This is a genomic window from Nostoc sp. LPT (assembly GCF_017115165.1).
In the GTDB taxonomy this organism is placed as follows: domain Bacteria; phylum Cyanobacteriota; class Cyanobacteriia; order Cyanobacteriales; family Nostocaceae; genus Nostoc.
Map to the genome: position 1 here is coordinate 1 of NZ_JABXKF010000030.1, position 20,023 is coordinate 20,023.

At 39.1% G+C, this 20,023-nt stretch carries 18 protein-coding genes; 14 read left to right on the plus strand and 4 right to left on the minus strand.

Going from position 1 to position 20,023, the window contains the following annotated elements:
- The 7 genes from HWQ58_RS06130 to HWQ58_RS06160 all read left to right on the plus strand — a co-directional run.
- Positions 1-294, plus strand: a 294-nt coding sequence (locus HWQ58_RS06130) for a hypothetical protein (RefSeq protein ID WP_292859140.1), incomplete at its 5' end; no start/stop codon positions are given.
- Between the two features lie 401 nt (positions 295-695).
- A complete protein-coding gene (locus HWQ58_RS06135) occupies positions 696-2,366 on the plus strand; it encodes an AAA family ATPase (protein WP_292859143.1) in 1,671 nt (556 codons plus the stop codon).
- A 6-nt stretch (positions 2,367-2,372) separates the two neighbouring features.
- The gene (locus HWQ58_RS06140) at positions 2,373-3,806 is read left to right on the plus strand and encodes a WD40 repeat domain-containing protein (RefSeq protein ID WP_292859146.1); all 1,434 of its coding nucleotides are present in this window, start codon (positions 2,373-2,375) and stop codon (positions 3,804-3,806) included.
- Positions 3,807-3,810: 4 nt separating this feature from the next.
- Positions 3,811-4,965 (plus strand): ATP-binding protein, encoded by a 1,155-nt coding sequence (locus tag HWQ58_RS06145; RefSeq protein WP_292859149.1) that lies wholly within the window; start codon positions 3,811-3,813, stop codon positions 4,963-4,965.
- 90 nt (positions 4,966-5,055) lie between these two features.
- Positions 5,056-5,325, plus strand: coding sequence for a YciI family protein (locus HWQ58_RS06150; RefSeq protein WP_292859151.1), 270 nt, complete (start codon positions 5,056-5,058; stop codon positions 5,323-5,325).
- Positions 5,307-5,594: a hypothetical protein gene (locus HWQ58_RS06155; protein ID WP_292859154.1), complete on the plus strand. Its 288-nt coding sequence runs from the start codon at positions 5,307-5,309 to the stop codon at positions 5,592-5,594. Before HWQ58_RS06150 ends, HWQ58_RS06155 begins: the two co-directional genes overlap by 19 nt.
- Before the next feature lie 35 nt (positions 5,595-5,629).
- On the plus strand, positions 5,630-6,424 hold the full coding sequence (locus HWQ58_RS06160) for a Tab2/Atab2 family RNA-binding protein (protein WP_292859157.1): 795 nt from the start codon (positions 5,630-5,632) through the stop codon (positions 6,422-6,424).
- A gap of 112 nt (positions 6,425-6,536) precedes the next feature.
- Here HWQ58_RS06160 and HWQ58_RS06165 read toward each other — a convergent pair whose 3' ends face one another.
- Positions 6,537-7,415 carry an aspartoacylase gene (locus HWQ58_RS06165; RefSeq protein WP_292859160.1) on the minus strand — a complete coding sequence of 293 codons (879 nt, stop codon included), beginning with the start codon at positions 7,413-7,415 and terminating at the stop codon, positions 6,537-6,539.
- Positions 7,416-7,613: 198 nt separating this feature from the next.
- Here HWQ58_RS06165 and HWQ58_RS06170 point away from each other — a divergent pair, with 198 nt between their 5' ends.
- From HWQ58_RS06170 to HWQ58_RS06180, 3 genes are all read left to right on the plus strand, one after another.
- Positions 7,614-8,816, plus strand: a complete 1,203-nt coding sequence (locus HWQ58_RS06170) for an AGE family epimerase/isomerase (protein ID WP_292859163.1) — start codon at positions 7,614-7,616, stop codon at positions 8,814-8,816.
- 56 nt (positions 8,817-8,872) lie between these two features.
- Positions 8,873-9,460 (plus strand): Uma2 family endonuclease, encoded by a 588-nt coding sequence (locus tag HWQ58_RS06175; protein WP_292859187.1) that lies wholly within the window; start codon positions 8,873-8,875, stop codon positions 9,458-9,460.
- A gap of 305 nt (positions 9,461-9,765) precedes the next feature.
- Positions 9,766-11,175 carry a serine/threonine-protein kinase gene (locus HWQ58_RS06180; RefSeq protein WP_292859166.1) on the plus strand — a complete coding sequence of 470 codons (1,410 nt, stop codon included), beginning with the start codon at positions 9,766-9,768 and terminating at the stop codon, positions 11,173-11,175.
- A gap of 48 nt (positions 11,176-11,223) precedes the next feature.
- Here HWQ58_RS06180 and HWQ58_RS06185 read toward each other — a convergent pair whose 3' ends face one another.
- The 3 genes from HWQ58_RS06185 to HWQ58_RS06195 all read right to left on the minus strand — a co-directional run bounded on the left by HWQ58_RS06185 (position 11,224) and on the right by HWQ58_RS06195 (position 15,532).
- Positions 11,224-12,552, minus strand: coding sequence for an ATP-binding protein (locus HWQ58_RS06185; protein ID WP_292859169.1), 1,329 nt, complete (start codon positions 12,550-12,552; stop codon positions 11,224-11,226).
- 94 nt (positions 12,553-12,646) lie between these two features.
- A complete protein-coding gene (locus tag HWQ58_RS06190; RefSeq protein ID WP_292859172.1) occupies positions 12,647-13,936 on the minus strand; it encodes a tellurite resistance TerB C-terminal domain-containing protein in 1,290 nt (429 codons plus the stop codon).
- Between the two features lie 246 nt (positions 13,937-14,182).
- Positions 14,183-15,532, minus strand: a complete 1,350-nt coding sequence (locus HWQ58_RS06195) for an ATP-binding protein (RefSeq protein ID WP_292859175.1) — start codon at positions 15,530-15,532, stop codon at positions 14,183-14,185.
- An 87-nt stretch (positions 15,533-15,619) separates the two neighbouring features.
- On the opposite strand from HWQ58_RS06195, the gene HWQ58_RS06200 reads away from it, so the two are divergent.
- The 4 genes from HWQ58_RS06200 (at position 15,620) to HWQ58_RS06215 (ending at position 19,330) form a co-directional block, all read left to right on the plus strand.
- A complete protein-coding gene (locus HWQ58_RS06200) occupies positions 15,620-15,940 on the plus strand; it encodes a TMEM14 family protein (protein WP_292859178.1) in 321 nt (106 codons plus the stop codon).
- A gap of 454 nt (positions 15,941-16,394) precedes the next feature.
- Complete coding sequence (locus HWQ58_RS06205; protein WP_292859181.1) at positions 16,395-16,625, plus strand: hypothetical protein; 231 nt, start codon at positions 16,395-16,397, stop codon at positions 16,623-16,625.
- Between the two features lie 255 nt (positions 16,626-16,880).
- Positions 16,881-18,140 carry an aminoglycoside phosphotransferase family protein gene (locus HWQ58_RS06210; RefSeq protein WP_292859184.1) on the plus strand — a complete coding sequence of 420 codons (1,260 nt, stop codon included), beginning with the start codon at positions 16,881-16,883 and terminating at the stop codon, positions 18,138-18,140.
- A gap of 101 nt (positions 18,141-18,241) precedes the next feature.
- Positions 18,242-19,330 (plus strand): T3SS effector HopA1 family protein, encoded by a 1,089-nt coding sequence (locus tag HWQ58_RS06215; RefSeq protein WP_292859189.1) that lies wholly within the window; start codon positions 18,242-18,244, stop codon positions 19,328-19,330.
- Positions 19,331-20,023 lie beyond the last annotated feature (693 nt).

Consider the following 20,023-nt stretch of genomic DNA (forward strand, 5'->3'; position numbering starts at 1 on the left):
GGCGTACGCATTTGTTATTTCGGCGAACTCATTTGTTATTTCGGCGTACGCATTTTTTATTTTGGCGAACTCATTTGTTATTTTGGCGAACTCATTTGTTATTTCGGCGTACGCATTTGTTATTTCGGCGTACGCATTTGTTATTTCGGCGAACTCATTTGTTATTTCGGCGTGTCCATAACGCACCCTACTGGCGTGGCAAGACTAAATTGTTGCAATAAATTTTCTATGTGGTGTGGGCCGGAAAGCCCGCACTGGACGGGCGAGACGCCCATCCCACAAGAGTTTTTCTAATGCACTATTTAAGGCTAGACACGCCACTACGATTAACCAGGCTTTTACCCCACCCTAACCCTCCCCTTGGAAAGGGGAGGGAACAAGATTTCTTATTTCCCCCCTTTATAAGGGGGGATTAAGGGGGGTAATTTGACTTGTGTATACACCTTAGCCTAAAAGGAGAGAGGCTTTGAATCTTGCTCCCCTTCCTTTGCAGGGAAGGGCTGGGGGTTAGGTCTGTATTGTACTCAAGCGAGAAGCGCTATATTAGCAGTAGATTGATTGGGGCGATTAGAGTTATTTGAAACCCTATATTTAATCATTGGACTACATCTATAATATTACTCAACAGTTTTTACTATATTATAATTTGGTATAATCCCACTCATAAAAAAATAGTAAATTTTCGGTAATCAACGATGATAGAATTTGCCGCCATTACTTCAGCGATTACTCCCATAATTAAAAAATATGCTCCTCAAGCTGGTCAATTAATCATTAAACAAGCTCAAAAACACGAAGCTGTTATCAAAATTCTAAAGGAGTTAAAACTCAATCCTACTCAAATTCCTGATGACGTTGATACTGTTTATGTTTACGCTCTGGTAAGGTATGGTGTATTTAAGCCTGAAGCAATTTTAAACCTGTTTAAAGAGAAAGTCATTAAAGATTATTTTTGGGATGCTTATAAGAATAATACTCCTTTTGAATTCGTAGAAAATACAAAAATATTTCTTAACAAGAATAGCGAACTAAAAACTCAGATAATCAACAGTAAAAGGGAATTTTTGGGTAAATTAGAAGAATTTTTAGGCGAATTAGAAGAATTTGGTGAAGCTTTTATTGCAGTTGCTAAACAAACAGGCTCCTCAAAATTTCAGCCTTATCCAGATTGGGATTTAGATGTTTATCCCAAAGAGTTTAAAGCCTTAATGTTTGAAAAAACTCGCTTGTTTTGCGGTCGTGATTTTGTTTTCGATGCTATTCAGAAATTCTTCAAAACTCAAAATAAGGGTTATTTTACTGTAATTGGTGATGCAGGGATGGGTAAAAGTGCGATCGCTGCAAAATACGTTTTAGCTACTAGATATCCTTGTTATTTTAATGTTTTTGCAATAGAAGAGAACAAACCAGAGCAGTTTTTAAACAGTATTCGTAAACAGTTAATTAAGCGTTGTTCCCTTCAAAATGCAGACAACGCTGATTTAAGAACTTTACTGCAAAAAGCCAGTGAAGAACTAAAAGGACAAAAACTTGTAATTGTTGTTGATGCGTTGGATGAAGTAAAACAGGAAGGAAATGGTAATCTCTTAAATTTACCGCCAAATCTTCCCGATGGAATCTATTTTTTACTGACCAGACGACCTTATGAAGCAGACAAAAAACGTTTAAATTTGTCTTCAGATACTCCTTATAGGGAGTTAAATTTAATAGAGGATAGATATCAAAAATTTAGTCAGCAAGATATAAAAGATTACCTGCACTTATTTATCGAGATGAATAAAGACGAAATTAGACAATGGATTCAACAAAATAAAAATGATAATCAGGAAGAAATTATTGAATTAAATGAGTGGATACAAAAACAAAATCCGCCTATTGGTAAGACAGATTTTATTGATAAGTTAGCTGAAAAAAGTCAAAATAATTTTATGTACTTGCGCTATGTTTTACCAGCGATCGCGACTGGTAAATATAATGACTTGAATTTACAAGGATTACCAGAAGGACTTGAGAATTATTATAGAACTCATTGGCAGCGCATGGGTATGGATAATGATGACAATGACAATGACATTGACGTAAATATACTATTTATTTTGGTTATCAGAGGTGACGCAGTATCATCAGATATGATTGCTAATATTCTCGATCAGGATATATCTCCTGTAGAAAATATTTTAGCTCAATGGGTTGAGTATGTAACACCCAAAAAACTAGAAGAAGAAGGAAAAGAAAAAACTTACTACAGTATTTATCATCGCAGTTTTTTGGATTTTCTACAAAATCGGCCAAAGCTAGATAAAGACAAAAATAAAAGGCGATTTAAAGAAGTTAGTCAAAAATTTTATAAATATTTGAATGGGTAACTTCCAATGAAAAAAATTGCTACTAACTTTGCATCTTTGAAGGATATTGAAGAAAAGCAAAGTTTCCTTGATAAAATACCACTTTCTGCTATAAATGGAGGATTGGCAGACGAATATTATCAAACTCTTATAGATTTTGATTTTATTTATCTGAAAATTCAATATCCTCGATTTGGAGTAGAAGCCCTAATTAGGGATTATGCTTTGATTTATGACCCAGAAATATTCGATAATTTAGAACAAGATGAGAAACTAGACTCAGAACAAATCAAAATCCTGAAATTAATTCAAGATGCGCTACGGTTATCAGCCCATGTTTTGAATCAAGACCAAACCCAATTAGTAGGACAATTATGGGGAAGGTTGCAGAGTTTTCCCCAGCCAGAAATTCAGCAAATTTTGGCAGATGCAGTAGAAAATAAAAGTGAAATTCCTCGATTTCGCCCCATTACAGCCAGCTTAACCACTCCAGGGGGAAACCTACTACGCACCCTGACTGGTCATAACTCCGGGGTAAATGCAGTAGCGATCGCCCCAGATGGAAAAACAGCCGTTTCTGGTTCTGGTGACAAGACCCTCAAACAGTGGGATCTACAGACAGGAAAGGAAATCTCTACCCTGACTGGTCATAACGACTGGGTATATGCAGTAGCGATCGCCCCAGATGGAAAAACAGCCGTTTCTGGTTCTGGTGACAAGACCCTCAAACAGTGGGATCTACAGACAGGAAAGGAAATCTCTACCCTGACTGGTCATAACTCCAGTGTATTAGCAGTAGCGATCGCCCCAGATGGAAAAACAGCCGTTTCTGCTTCAGATGACAACACCCTCAAACAGTGGGATCTACAGACAGGAAAGGAAATCTCTACCCTGACTGGTCATAACTCCAGGGTATTAGCAGTAGCGATCGCCCCAGATGGAAAAACAGCCGTTTCTGCTTCAAATGACAAGACCCTCAAACAGTGGGATCTACAGACAGCAAAGGAAATAGAAGAGATAAAGAAAAATCTTTTTAAGTATGCCATTTACATTTTCAAGCAACGATTTAATTTACTAAAAATAAAGGAAATCTCTACCCTGACTGGTCATAACTCCAGTGTATTAGCAGTAGTGATCGCCCCAGATGGAAAAACAGCCGTTTCTGCTTCTTATGACAACACCCTCAAACAGTGGGATCTGGAGACAGGAAAGGAAATCTCTACCCTGACTGGTCATAACAGCTATGTAAGTGCAGTAGCGATCGCCCCAGATGGAAAAACAGCCGTTTCTGGTTCTGATGACAACACCCTCAAACGGTGGGATCTACAGACAGGAAAGGAAATATCTACTTTTATTGGTGACAGTCCGATAATTTGCTGTGCAGTTTCCCTAGATGGATTGACAATTATAGCAGGAGAATCGTCAGGGCGTGTTCATTTCCTCCGTTTAGAAGGGGGTTGAAAAAATGAAACCGATCGCTGAAAATCCGATCAATATCCCCAGATATCCCCTAGAATTTCAGCAAATCATTACGGCTAAAAATCAAAACTTTGTCGGTCGTGAATTTGTCTTTTCTGCTATCAACAACTTTCTCAATCAATCTGACAGAGGCTACTTTACTATTATCGGTGAGCCTGGTATTGGTAAAAGTGCCATTCTTGCCCATTATGTCAGCCAAAATCCGGGAGTTGTTTATTACAATGTCGAAATTCCAGGTAAAAATCGCGTTGAGGAATTTTTGACAACGATTTGCACTCAATTAATAGAAATCGCCCAAAATCAAGGTAGTAAAAATCTCACTACTAACTTTCCTGGCTCTACCACAGAAGACAGTGGTTTTTTATCGTTATTACTGCAACAAATCAGTAATAGATTGCAACCAAAACAACGGTTAATTATTACAATTGATGGCTGCGATAGAATTGATATCAATAATCAACCACGCGGCTCAAATATTTTCTATTTACCCCGTTATCTACCCGAAAAAGTTTATTTTATCCTTAGTCGTCGTCCGTTTTTGAGAGATAAATCAGGTTTATTAATTGAAACTCCAGCCCAATCTTTAGATTTATCAAATTACCCAGAACAAAATCGCGCTGATATCCAGAAATATATTAAAAGTTATTTAAATGAATCATCTCATTCTGTAGACGCTTCTGCGGCTACTCTTCGAGAACGCCAAAGGCGAACCCGCAGGGTGCGTAGCCTTAGCGAAGATAATAATCCCGGAGATGTTTCGCTCAACATGATAGAGCCAGGTTTTGATGATGATGAAACCAATTTTATGTATGTTAAAGAAATCTTAGCAGCGATTAATGAGGATATTTACCCACCAAATTTACAACTCTATTACCAAAATCACTTAGAGAAAATGAATTTAGCAACCAGTAAACAGCAAACAATGGCTTTACAGGTGTTAAATATCTTAGTTCAAGAGCAATCAATATCAATAGAAATAATAGCAGAAAGATTAGATGTAGATGAATATGAAATCAAGGTAATTTTAGACAAGTGGCGAGAATTTTTACATTTAGAATCAATAGGAGCAGAAATCCATTATAGTGTTTATCATGCTAGTTTTCGTGATTGGTTGAGGCAACAAATTGAGTCTAAATTTTGAGTTTGGCATGGTACTAACTCTTTTTTTCTAGAGAAAATTTAGGGTGAAAGCAAGCAATATCTTATTAATCAGTAGGAGTAACAAGGAATTATGCCTAAATATGTACTCTGGGGAAGTTACTGCGAAGACGTTCTCGAAAAACGTACCCCCCACCGTCAAGCTCATTTAGACGGATTAGCAAAACAGAAAGAATCCGGTGTGCTGATTACCATCGGCCCCACTAAGGATGTCACAAAAGTTTTTGGCATTTACGAAGCCGAAGATGAAGCCACTGTGCGCCAGTTGATTGAAAACGATCCTTACTGGAAAAATGGTATCTGGACTGAATATTCAGTCAAAGAATGGATTCAGGCTTTATAAATTGGTGTTGGGCATTGGGCATTGGGCATGGGAAGATGAGCTTGAATGTTGAACCTTTGAACTCGGAAGTTGAACCTCTGAACTTGGAAGTTGAACCTCTGAACTCGGAAGTTGAGCCTTTGAGCTTGAAACTTTCAGTTTTAACTTTCCCCCATCTCCCACCCTACGGGAAGCTAAAGCTACATCACCTCCAGTCTTTTTCTTCTCTACGAGACGCTGCACGTAGCTTGCTTCTCTGTAAGAGTACAATTTTGAATTTTGAATTTTGAATTTTGAATTGATTTCTCCCCATGCCCACATAATTATGAAAATTTGGCAAGTTGATTTTTATCGTCGTCCCTCACAAGATGCGTCTGGACAAATTTTATGGGAGTTGTTGATTTGTGACGCAACTCGCAGCTTTAAGTATGAAGCCACCTGTCTCCAGTCAGCAGCAAATTCTAATTGGGTTGCCACTCAACTTGAGCTAGCTGCTGGTGAAAAATTGCCAGATGTAATTCAAGTATTTCGTCCGCAGTCTCTCAGCTTAATTGAGGCGGCGGGACGCGATTTAAGTATTAATGTCGAACCTACCCGCCACACCCTGGCGTTAAAGCAGTGGTTACAAGAAAAGCAATATCCCTCAACGCTGGATAAACCACCCCCAGCACCATTACCAGAAAACCTCTGGGGAGAACAATGGCGTTTTGCAACTCTAGCTGCTAGTGATGTAGAAACGAGATTTAGCGATCGCCCCATTCCTATTTTGCACATCCCAGAACATCGTAAACCCATCAATTTGGGTTTAGCATCAACAGTCCCTGTTCCTGGTGTAGTAATTTATGGTGGACGGCAATCAATGCGCCTAGCACGGTGGTTGCAGCAAGCCCGTCCTGTAAGCTTGAACTACATTTCTGGCGCACCGGATGGCTTAATATTAGAAGCTAGCTTGGTGGATAGATGGATTGTTGCCACATTTGAAGATCCAGAAATTACCACAGCAGCCCAAGCATTTGAACAACGCAAGCAGCAAAGCCGAGGATTGCATTTTTTGTTAGTTCAACCCGATGATTCTGGTATGACTTATAGCGGTTTTTGGTTATTGCGGGCAGAAAATTGATATTAATTGCCAAAAATATTTGTTTGCTTAATTTTTATTATCCATAAAATTAACTGAAGAACCATTTTACTACTTTGGCTGATTTGCAGTCTTGGTTAGAAGGGCAAACAAATTAAACTATTTCTTCCTGCTTTTGACTTAAATACATCGCAATTCCTTTCTCGTAGTAAGCTGCCTCATTAATAAAAATAGGATAAACAGTAGACGCTCCCTCATAGAAAATATCTTTTCCTTCAAAAGTCAGAAACATTGGATCGCCTGGATGCAAAGGTTCATAATCTCTAAACTGAAGCTGGGGGTGAATCATGGCTTGAATTTCTCCGCGATCGCTTCTCGGATAATCGACAGTTCCAATGTATTTATAAAGTGTAAGCTGGCTGCTTGTCTGCGGAATATTCTCCTGGTTGCACCCTTCCAAATAGTCTAAAACCGCATAAAGAAGCTGTTCTGTTTTTTGAAATAATTCAGCGTTTAATATATTCTGAGCTACAGCCCCAACTTCTATAACAAAACCCAATTCGCACAGAGAACGGAGAAAACCATTTTCTTTGGATTCCTGATTAATACAGACTTTCACCAAAGGATCAATAGAACTTAAATAAGCGCCTAACCGAAGTAATAAAGGCTGCATATCACAAAAAATCAGAGTTAACCCCATATTGGCAGTTGTGCTGTGCAAATCAACAATTACATCCACAAAGGGCTGATTTTGAGGTTGCAATATCTGTTGAATTGCTTTTGCCCGCGTATCTTCATAACTTGAGAGTTGGGGATTTTGTAAGCCTTGATTAGTGAAACAACGATTTAAATCCTGATCAATGTATCGTTTGCCTTCTTCAATAGCTTTGAGATTACCAAGTAATGCCAGAGTTTCAAAACTTGCCCTGTTAATTAAATTAGGATATTGCTGAAACTTTTTGACTAAATGTACTCCTGTTAACTCATTACCGTGATTTCCTCCAATGATCGCAACTCGTTCAATCTGACTCATAACAACCTCATATCTAAAAAACTACCCTACAGTTATTGAGAATGCTGCAAGATACAAGATAGAAGTATAACTGCTGCTGACTAAATATTGTAAAAGACTGACGCGATGTCTACGACGGGCTACGCCTACGCTCCATGTTCGAGTCAAAATATGATAACTGTTAAGCTGTTGGTTTGAGTACAAAAGGGGAGGAAATTTATGGAGTATAATTTTCAAGCGATGCCTCCGGCGGGCTACGCCTACGCTGAACTTTACAAAAACGCCCTCCTCAATGACGTACTACCCTTTTGGGAAAAATATTCTCTTGATTGGCAGCAAGGCGGCTATTTCACCTGCCTTGATCGCGAAGGCAAAATTTATGATACAGATAAATTCATCTGGCTGCAAAACCGCCAGGTGTGGACTTTTTCGATGCTTTACAACCAGCTAGAAAAGCGCGAAAATTGGCTGAAAATTGCCAGCAACGGCGCTAATTTTCTCGCTCAACATGGCAGAGATAGCGATGGTAACTGGTACTTTGCCCTCACCCGTGAAGGGAAACCATTGGTTCACCCTTACAATATATTTTCTGATTGCTTTGCAGCGATGGCATTTAGTCAATATGCACTCGCTGGCGGCGAAGAATGGGCAAAGGATGTAGCAATGCAAGCTTACAACAACGTATTACGCCGCAAGGACAACCCCAAGGGCAAATATAATAAAACCTATCCCGGCACACGCCCGATGAAATCATTGGCTGTACCGATGATTTTAGCCAACCTGACTCTAGAAATGGAATGGTTGCTGCCAAAGAAAACATTAGAGAATGTCTTAGCTGAGACAGTCCGGGAAGTGATGAGCGATTTTCTCGACCAAGAACGGGGACTAATGTACGAAAATGTTGCCCCTGACGGTTCCCACATAGATTGTTTTGAGGGACGGCTGATTAATCCAGGTCACGGTATCGAAGCGATGTGGTTCATCATGGATATCGCGCGTCGCCAAAACGACACCAAAACTATTAATCAAGCCGTTAATGTGGTGCTAAATATCCTGAATTTTGCTTGGGATAGCGAGTACGGCGGATTGTATTACTTTATGGATGCAGATGGTCATCCCCCACAACAATTGGAATGGGATCAAAAGCTGTGGTGGGTTCACCTAGAGTCTTTGGTTGCATTAGCGATGGGCTATCGCCTAACAGGGCGTGAGGTGTGTTGGGAATGGTATCAAAAGATGCACGATTATGCCTGGTCACATTTTGCTGATTCAGAATACGGTGAGTGGTTCGGCTATCTCAATCGACGTGGAGAAGTATTGTTGAACCTTAAAGGCGGCAAATGGAAAGGATGTTTTCACGTACCGCGTGCATTGTACCTTTGTTGGCAGCAATTTGAGGCATTGCGATGCCTGCGGCGGTAAACAACGCAGTCAGTTTAATCTTTGCTAGTGTACAAGTACTATTGGAAAGATGTCTCATGAATGCTGTGACACCTAAGCGATTTACGATCGCTGAATACCATCAATTGATTGAACTTGGATTTTTGACAGAGGCCAATCATATTGAATTGATTCGAGGGGAACTAATTCAAATGACAGCCAAGGGAACGCCTCATACAGTTTGTAGTTCTATCTTATGCCGTCAATTGGATCGGCTATTAGGCGATCGAGCAGTCATCCGTGGACAAGATCCGATCACCCTTCCTAATCAGAGTGAGCCTGAGCCGGATGTTGTCATTGCACGAGGAAGAGATGAAGATTATCTTGCTCATCATCCGTATCCCGAAGATATTTTGTTAGTGATTGAAATTTCAGATAAAACCATAGATTACGATCAAACAACCAAGTTGTCTTTGTATGCAGAAGCCGGAATTTCTCATTACTGGATTGTGAATTTGCCAGATAGTCAACTTGAGCGCCACAGCCAGCCATATCAAAATGCTCAAAATAAGTTTAGCTATCTCAGCAAGCAGATTTGTTTATCGAATCAGTCAGTGGTGATTCCTGGATTTGAAGATGCATTATTAGACTTGAATCGGTTGTTTCCAGAGAGTGCTAGTGAATGATTTTTGCTCGTTTCCTAAAGTGAGTTAAGCTACTTATGCTTTTGCGATCGCTTAGATAAGTTAGTTAAGGAAAATTGTAGGTTGGGTTGAGGCTTTGCGAAACCCAACATTTTGCGAGGTTTGTTGGGTTTCATTCCTACACATTTTTATTCTTAGGCAAAACCTACGCAGTATTGAGTAGATAGTAGGTCGAATTTGGGAAAAATACTCTTCCTAATGCTTGTTGCTGGCTTAAGTAATCTTACAATGGGGTAGGGGCAAGGAAGAAAGCTATAAAAGCGATAAAGCTTTGGAGTCAGGAGCAAATGACCAGTCAGGAATCGGGAGATTCTAAACAAGAGATACTATTGGAACGGTATGAAGTGCAGCAGGAACTAGGCAAAAAAGCCGGACGGCGGACGCTGCTAGCTCGTGACTTACAAACTCAAGAATTAGTACTGGTTAAAATACTGTCCTTTAATAATGAATTTGAATGGAACGACCTCAAGCTGTTTGAGCGAGAAGCTGAAACTCTCAAAGCACTCTCCCACCCAGCCATTCCCAGCTACCTTGACTACTTCGAGCTAGATTCACCTAATAGCAGAGGATTTGCACTTATACAAAGTTATATCCCAGCCAAGTCTCTAGAAGCACAACTTGAAGCAGGACGTAGCTTCAGTGAACAAGAAGTTAAGGAACTGGCAAAAGCCATTCTAGAAATTCTCAAATATTTGCATGGGCGTCAACCACCCGTAATTCATCGTGATATCAAACCCAGTAATATTCTATTAACAAATCGCTCTGGTAATAGTGTGGGTGAAGTGTACTTAGTAGATTTTGGCTCAGTACAAACCATCGCCAGAAGAAGTAGCACTATGACAGTTGTAGGAACTTACGGCTATATGCCACCAGAGCAATTTAGTGGCAGGGCTACTCCAGCTTCAGACCTTTACAGTTTGGGTGCAACTTTAATTTACTTGGTAACAGGTCAACATCCAGGCGATTTACCCCAAATAGACCTACGAATTGAATTTGAACAAGTAGCCAATATTAGCTCTGGTTTTAGGATTTGGTTGAGGCAGATGACAGAACCTATTGCTAGTAAACGCTTGACTTCTGCTGAAGATGCATTGCAAGCCTTAAAACAACCTGGAAATGCAACTCAGATCCAGAGAAGGGCGACTATTTTAACGGTTTCAACGGTGGAGAAACCTCCTGGTAGCAAAGTAGTTTTGAATAAGAATGTTAATTTCATAGAAATTATTATTCCAGCTATAAGCTCATGGAAAAAGTTGATTATAGTTTCTTTAGGCTATTTATTTCTTGTGCTGTTAGACCTATTTATACCACTTTTTCTAATAGCTTGGATTTACCATTTAAATTCATTTACAATTTTTCTGTTAGTTTTAGTTCTTTTAGCTACTATTTTGTATAATATTTTGCCAGCTTTATTTGGGGAAATGCGATTGCGTATCACTAGACAACAGATTTCACGAACTTTTAATCTTTTTAGGATTGAGCGTCCTAGTCTACTTCCCAGTCTCAAGCAAAATGTTACTCAACTGGAACGGATACAATTTGGGATTGATAATCGTTGCCTAATAATCTGGGCAGGAAGGAGAAATTATAAAATTTATAGCAGTTATTTTGCTAATTTTTCTGTTACTACCCCAGAACTTAATTGGCTAACTCATGAACTTAGCGATTGGCTTGGCTTACCAATTATTAAAGAGTAAATTTCCTAAGGTGCGTTACACTTTGTTGACATACTGCTTTCACATTAATTACAAACTAAATTCTGCTGCATTATCTTCATCCACATCTGCATCTTTACCCATAGTAGTAGGTTTAAATTTAGAGCCATGAATTAATTCACTAAATGAAATTCCTGGATTTTGGTAAACAATATTCAGCACACTCATAAAATCTCGCACAATTTCCCCTGGTGTAAGTAATGCTTCTGCACCCAAGCGATTAATAATTTCTTGCACAAACTCCTTCAACTCACGAGTTGTCAAAGTCTGTTCATATCCAAAATTGAGTGCATGAATCTCAGCTAAACGTTGCAAAAGCGTCAAAATTTCTGCTTCACTCAACGAATTTAGCCGAATCACTGGCCCTAAATGTTCCTGAACATTAGCTTGTGCAACAAAACGGCTTTCTTTTGTACGTCTTTGCCAAGCTTGGTCTGCAAAAAGTCCCCGTTTGGGGTCTTCTAAAAATTTAGTTGTTCCACCAACAACAATGCCAAGATGTTCTGCTTTACATTGCATGGTGTCGTTAAACATTGCCAGGAGTCGATTATAATTCTTTTCCCGCGTTACCGTAGTAGATATTTGATATAAATGTACGGCTTCATCAACTAAAATTAACAGTCCTTTATAACCAATTTCAGCGACAAATTTTGCAAACAGTTTTATATAATCATACCAACTATCATCATCAATAATCACGCGTACTCCTAAAGCTGCTTTCGCCTCAACTTTAGTAGTAAATTCTCCCCGTAACCAGCGCATCGCTGCATTTTTTAAATTATCATCATCCAATCGGTAGCCACGCCAATAAGCGATAATCACGCTACCAAAATCGAAACCGTGAACTAAGTCTTCAATATACTGAACAACTTCTCTAATTTTCGATTCAACTTGGTCATCAAAACCATCGTCATTCGGACGTATTTCAGTTTCTTTAACCACTTCTTGTTGAATTTTATTAATCCATCCTTCTATAATCGAGACTAAAGCACCACCATCAGGACGAGTTTTTGTAGCTAAGTGACTCATTAATTCTCGATAAGTGGCTACACCTTCATTGTTGCTTCCAGCTAATCGACGTTCAGGAGATAAATCAGCATCAGCTACTACAAAACCTTGCTCCATCGCTCGATTACGAAGTAGTTGCAATAAAAAACTTTTACCAGAACCGTAGTTACCAATTATGAAGCGGAATGCTGCTACACCTTCTGCAATATCATCGAGATTTTGTAATAGGCTTTTTAGTTCTTTTTCTCGACCTACTGCGATATATTCAACTCCCACTCTTGGTACTACCCCCGCACCAAGGGAATTGATTAAAGCAGTGGATATTTTCTTCGAGATTTTAAGCTTTGCCATGTATTACACTTCACTGTATTCTAAACGCAGAAGCACGCAGTAAGTAGGTAAGGGATATCATCTTACTACTAAATCTTACGACGGCAATAACAATTTAATTTGACGAAGTATGTCTAGCCATGAGACCTTCATACATTGCAATCATTTTTTTGACATCTGTTATATGCTCCTGATAAACTTTTGGACTTTCCGAATCAGAATTGATTATTAATTCCCCAATAGTATCATTTGCGCGCTCATTTATAGAATCGATTAATAAATTTGGCATAGTGATATTTGCTTCGGCAATTGTTTTAATAGCACTATTAGGATTATCTTGTTCAACTATAGCTTTTAATACTTGTAACTCATGTCCTGGAAGATTTACCAGAAAATTAGTCCATTCTTCAGAGATATTTTCTGATGTCTCAACTTCCGAATTGTCAATAATATCTGAAGATTCAATTATTTCAGAAAATGGAAATAACTCAATATCATCTTCTTGGGAATTATCAGACAAAGGCTCTGAATTAAATGTTTCTACTTGTTGTAGTAATTCCCATACTTGATTTTGTAATGAGTCTCGTTCTTCTTGCAATAATGAAACTTGTGCTTGTAATTGCTGTAATTCGGCTTTGTGTTCTGCTAGTTGGGTTTTTGAATAACTCAGGATAGCTTGGATATTTTCTCTTTCGGTTTTGGTTGCTACAAGCAATTGATTATTTTGGGTTGTCTCAACTTCTAGCTCTTGAATTGCAATTCGCAGTTCATATAATTTTTCTTCTAATTGGGGTTTGAGTCTGCCTAAAAGAGTTAAATTACTTTCAACTTCTTGCTTCTCGTGTTGTAGCTCGGAAATTTGACTTTGCAATTGGGTGATTTCAGCGCGAGATACATTACAATTTGACTCTAAACGGCGCTTCTCTGCTGTGAGGATAGAAAAAGCATTGTTCAATTCAGTTTGATTTTTTTGCAAATTATTAATTTCAGTTTGCAAGCTACTAAGTTCTGTTTCTAATTGCTTCTTTTGTCCTGCAAATGTTCTTAATTCTCGATGTAGACTATCTCTTTGGCTACGGCTTTCTATGACTTGATTTTGCAACTGTTGTGATTCAGCATATAATAAATTATGATGTTCTTCAATTTGATTGATTTCTCTGACAACACGAGCCTTTAATCCCTCCATATCTTTAATTCGTTTGCGGAGAGAACCTAAAACAAACATTTCATAATTTCTGCGTCGCTTGTCTATGAATAATGCTGTTGTATGGATAGTAACGGCAGTAATTACACCTGTGAGAAAGGCTTTATTAAAATCCCAACTTGGAACAAGGCTAAGACCAAAACTCACACTAAAGGCAACTATCACTAGTAGAAATCGATTGCTGATCGTTACTGATTGCATATTGCTGGTTTTTAGCGTAGTTAAATTATCTGAATAAGTGGCTCTCATAGTAATTATTAATTAAAAAATATATACATATAAAATACTTAATGTAATTTATTTTTAATCTCTTATTTTGTTTAGTGAAACAAAGCATTTTTGTCAAATTTAGTATCATAGTTGTTCTCAAATATTTAGTTTTACTTACTGGTGCATAACCTTGTTGGGTAAATCACAGAAAAGTACAATCACCAATAAAATTTCATCCTACGTGTTGGATGTATTGTTACCTGTATTAAAAAGTGTTAAATCTGCTTTTAAAAAATCAACAAACTGCCGTGCTGTACGACCAGAACGACCATTATGACGAGTTGCCCATTGTAATGCCTGAAATTCCAAATCTTCTTGGGTAATATTAATTTCAGCTTGTGTCACTAGATGTTGTACAATTTTTAAATAAGTTTTCTGATTGGCTGGTTCAAAAGTCAAGGTTAAACCAAAGCGATCGCTAAACGAAAGCTTCTCCTGCATCGTATCCCAGGCATGGATTTCCTCGTTATCCTTAGGTGCAGGTCTATCCACAAAAAACTCCCGAATCAGGTGGCGGCGATTAGAGGTAGCGTACACCACTACATTTTGAGGGCGCGCCGTTAAATTACCTTCTAAAACTACCTTGAGGGCTTTAAAGGCATCATCATCTTCTTCAAATGAAAGGTCATCGACAAAGATAATAAATTTTTGTGACACACCCCGTAAATGTTCCACAATTTCTGGTAGGTCTTTTAAATCAGATTTTGCCACTTCCAATAAGCGGAGGCTGCGATCGCTATATTCATTCAACAAAGATTTCACTAAAGAAGATTTGCCAGAACCGCGACTACCGTAAAGTAATACATGCAGTGCCATCTCTCCTGATAATAAAAACTCTGTATTTTTCAGCAAAGCATCTTTTTGAGATTCGTAACCGACAAGCGCACTCAGTTTAACCGGGTCAGAATACCTAATACCGATAAACTGCCCAGATTGCCAGCGTAAAGCGCGATATTCTGCAAATAAACCAGAGCCACATTGCCGATAATAAGCTGCTAACTCTTCTACAGCATCACCCCAATTATCTAACTCTTGTAGATATGTAGTGAATTTTGTCTCTACTCCTACCAATTCTTGCCCTTTATACCACACTATCGGTGAAATCGGCATGTGAGCTACACCTTGTACCCACTCGCTCAAAGAAGCGCTGCTACACTCATAGAGACTTTGTAATGCTTGTAAATCATGCTGAACTGCTGTTACTAAAGCTGGGGGCAAATCTTCAAATTCTTGCACTCCCGCCAGCCTTGTAAAAGGATTCTCAGAGAAGAGAATTTGAGTAATTAAATAGTCTTCCCAGTTTTGATTTCTAGCAGCCAAAGCGTGAAAGTAACTGCCGTAGGCTTGGAGACAACCCCGTGCATCGGCTTGGGCGTAACGTATAGCTTGCAACAGTTCCAGAAATGCTATCCCCACTTCACCTTGCAGAACAGATTGGTACAGTAAAAGTGAGGCTGCTTGGCGCTGGAGATATTGAACGTTTGTATATGAGGAAGTACTTGCCATTGGCATCGCTTGATTATCCATTAATCAATTGTGTGGTATAGCTAAATAGCTATGGTAAATTGTCTGCTGACCCTGGCAGTAAAGTCAAAGTCTACATAGGTTTTAACAATGAATTTAGGTATAGTTGCTGCTTTTGCCTACGGCATATTAGCGATTGCTGGTGGCATTATTGGCTACATTCAGGCTAAAAGTAGGGTTTCACTCCTAAGTGGTAGCATTAGCGGTTTATTACTAATACTTGCCGCTTACTTTCAACTCCAAGGGCAAACCTGGGGTGCGATTTCAGCAGTGTTAGTTACTGTCGTTTTAGTTGTCGTCTTTGCATTTCGATTGGTAAAAACACGCAAGTTTATGCCTGCGGGATTAATGACGATTTTGGGTCTGCTGGCATTGGCGGTGATGGTGAATCAAATTGTGGCTTTAAGGTAGCATCAGTCTCCAAGCAATAACCACCCTCCTGTTTTTTTTGGCGTGGTATGACCTCCTTGCCTTAAGTTAAATTAGTACATTTATATTACTATGACTTGTTACCTTTGCCTGATAACTTTCAGCATTTTTAATGAGTTATGGCGATATAAATCACCGCACCACAACGTAACTGTAGATTATCTCTTGGGCTTTTAGCTTATATCCATCCAGTGAGTTCAGCCGTTATGTCTGTTCAGAAAAATTATTGGATTTGAGTTGTAAGGTTTTCTGTGGAGCGATCGCATTTACACTGGTAATTATGTACTTGAGAAAAGTGCAGTTCCATAAGGAGCACTCATGTAGTCTTTGTTTGCGATCGCCCATAGTCATTTACAATTTGTAGGTGACAAAAATAACCTGATAATAAGCATTACAGACATCAATTTTGAAAATTAAATCAAAAAATAATTACTAATTGCCAAAAAATTCCGGTTTTTTTGGCTTTGTGATGATAAATAAAAATAATAGTGTTGAATCTCGTGCTTTGTACCGCGAAGGATTACTGAAATTCTTCGCTGCTTTGAGGATGACTACTGAACATCAAATAACATCTGCCGCCAATCAGTTTTTTGCTGGGGATACTTCTTTGCCACAAAAAAATGAGATGGAGCCACATCAAAAGGCTCTACCACAAAACTTACTGTAGATGTATCTAAGTAACTATGCTGATAAAGTGTAAAGATGTCAAGGTATCTGGGAGCAAATTTTAAAGCAATTGCAAAGGACTTGGTGCCATTTTGGCAGGTTTTTCTCCCAAATATGGGATATTAGTAGATTGTAGAAATCTTTATTGTTATTCACATCTCTCTTCTTGCATTAGTTCCTATCTACTGAAAACTCTTAAGACCAAGCAAATTTGACACGATAAGTTTAAGTAATTTAATGAAGTAGGAAATAATACATGGTATTATCACTGTCTTCTCATAACGTTATCCAGTATCTGCAAGACGCGGGTCTGTGTAGCTCAGAAGATGGCCCATCAGACAAATCTGAGTTGCCAGGAACTAGTCAGAACAATTTCAATTTACTAGTGACTTTAGCAGATAATCGCCAACTGCTCCTGAAACAAGAACGTAACGTTAACAACAATGACGGCGCGCCTCATGAATTGTTTCAGGAGTGGCTGTTTCACCAGTTGCTACAACAGTTTCCAGTTCTAGGTAATACTTCAGCGATGCCTACGGCGGTAAACCACGCGCCATTGGTAGTGCATTTTGACGAAGAAAATTCGATTCTTGTCCGTAGCTACTTGAGTGAATATCTAGAGCTTGCGACATTCTACCATAACAATGAGATTTTTCCACAAGAAATTGCCTCTGCCATCGGCACAACTTTGGCGGGACTGCATCGCGCCACCTACAACCGCCGAGAATATCGGGATTTTATGGCAACTGCTCCCCAAGGAGAGTTTCGCTATGGGTTTTACAATCCAGCCCAAGGGGTAGGGTCAATTGGGCCGGAGATTTTTGGGACTGTGACCACGGATGCACTGAAATTCTATGTTCTCTATCAACAATACGAGAGTTTGTCATCTGCGATCGCAGATTTGGCATATAGCTGGAATCCTTGCTGCTTGACTCACAACGACCTGAAATTGAACAACATTTTGGTTCATTCCAGGTGGGAGCAACTAGACAATTGTCTAGTACGACTAATTGACTGGGAAGCTTGTTCTTGGGGAGACCCAGCCTTTGATTTAGGAACTTTACTGGCAAGCTATTTAGGAATTTGGCTTAAGAGTCTGGTTGTAGACGCCACCATTGAGTTAGAAGAATCTCTACATTTGGCGTTAACACCGTTAGAGATTTTACAACCTTCAATTATTGCCTTAATTAGGGCTTATGTGAATGCTTTCCCGATGATTTTAGAATACAGCCGTGACTTTATTTTGCGCGTTATCCAGTTTGCGGGGCTGGCACTAATTCATCAAATTCAGGAGATGATTACGTGCCGGAAACACTTTAATAATGCTGAACTCTGTATGCTGCAAGTAGCTAAAAGTTTACTTGTGATGCCAGAACAAGCTCTACTGACCATCTTTGGGATATCAGAGTCAGAAATCCTGAATCCTGTGGCAAAGATTCATAAATTTCCTCAGCCTGTAAAGGAGCAGCAGTTACTTCGGATTTATTATGAAAAAACTCGGCTACGTGGTTGTTAGTAGCAGGGTGCAGAATAATTTTCAGAATAAAACACAATTCTGAATTATAAATTCTGACTCCTAAATTATATTTTGTTAAAGTTTGATTTATGAATGGATTAATGCTAAATTCCTCTATCAATCAATCGCTAAATACTCTATTTGATATTGCTCAAAATATCCAGATTGAGTCCAATTTTTGTATTTACCATCCCAATTATCAACCCTTCGCTCTGCCAACGAAAATAGCCGATAGATTTCAGCAGAATTCAGTAGATTTACAACAGAAGTATCTTACTCTCTTACTACGAAATTTTCTCTATGGAATCTATTACAATGGCTCCCTGCAAAGTACTTTGGCAATCAATACTGATAATACTAATCGACTGCCAAAGCATAATTTAGCAGATAATTCTATTTTGGAGATTGACTGGGACTTTTACGAGCAACTGCACGCCAGTAATCACGGCATAGGTTACTTTGACCCTCAATGGCAGGTGTTACGGAAAGAACCTGATGGGACTATGGCTGTGACTAAAGGCGGTTTAACACTTTATGTTGAGCCAGACTGCCATCTAGAATCCAGTAAGAAATCTACCAAAGTGGGTGATATGGTAGCAATCTGGATGCCCAAAAATCGACTGCAAAATGGCTCTTACTTAGCAGTTAGCAATGTTGGACAGGAACGGCAGAGTAACCCAGACGCCGATTTAGGAGCAGGGCGAATCTACTTTAACTTTACGGCATCTGGTGCGATCGCTCTCATGGAAAGCTTGACGCTGCAACTAAATGCAGCCTCGATTCCCTTTAGCTTTCAGGTTCTCCACAACCCCTCTGCATACGGACGCTATGATTCGGGGCTACTCTACTTTGAACTCCCCGACTATCCAGCAATCCGCACAATCCTTCAGACTGTTTATATCGAAAATCAATCCCATTTCCAGCCCGAAATTCCTTTGTTTACCAAATTTTTAGCCCCAGGGTTAGGTTTAGCTGAGGAACCAATCCAAAAATTTGCGGCACAAGAAAGTTTTGGCATGAACCGTTGTCAAATTGTCGCTAATGCTCTGTTAGAAGCTTGGCAAAAAGGTAAGAATGCAATGGAAGAACGAATGAAGGTTATTGACCAACACTTTGCACGCCATACAATTGACTTGCGGCGTCCCTACCTCAATCCCAATTCTCAAGATATTTATTTCCCTTTAAATTAAGTAGGATTTAAGTAGCATGACTAAAAATCTGGACAATTAGCACTTACTACATTGGGGTGTGTGTAGTAATGTAAAACTGTCTCTATGTTGTCACCAATCCACATTGCGACTTTATAGGGGGTGACGCCGCTACTAACCCTCTTCTGTCACTCTCTGAAAAGTTTTGCCATTTCTGAATTCTAGAGTTTTTGTATACGAAGCGATCAGCACAAACAGCTGGCAAAATGCAATTCTGCCTTGAGTGCTTTTTACCGTCGTTTACGTTCTCGCCTGGTACACCCAAAGCTATCACTGCTACTGCTCATAAGTTGGCATGAATTTTCTACCGACTTTGGACATGTGGAGGCGACTATTAAGATCCTGGCATGGATTATTATGAACAACGTTACCAAGAACGAGTCATCAATAACCTCCAGAAAAAGGCTCTAGCTTTAGGTTTTGATCTGACTTCTCAGCCCCAAGCAAATACGGTTTTTTAAAAGAGGGATATATCAACGAAGATAATCGTGTCAAATCACTAAGGGAAAGCCTTAGACAAAACAATCTCATCAAAATTCTATAAAGCACGTTTCATAAACTGTTGGAGCTGAAGGGGTGACAAAGAAGCTAAAAAGCAGATTGGATAAGGAACATAGCACGCAGACCCTTCTGAAAATAGGGTAATTTATTGGGCTTTAAACGCATAAGCTCATG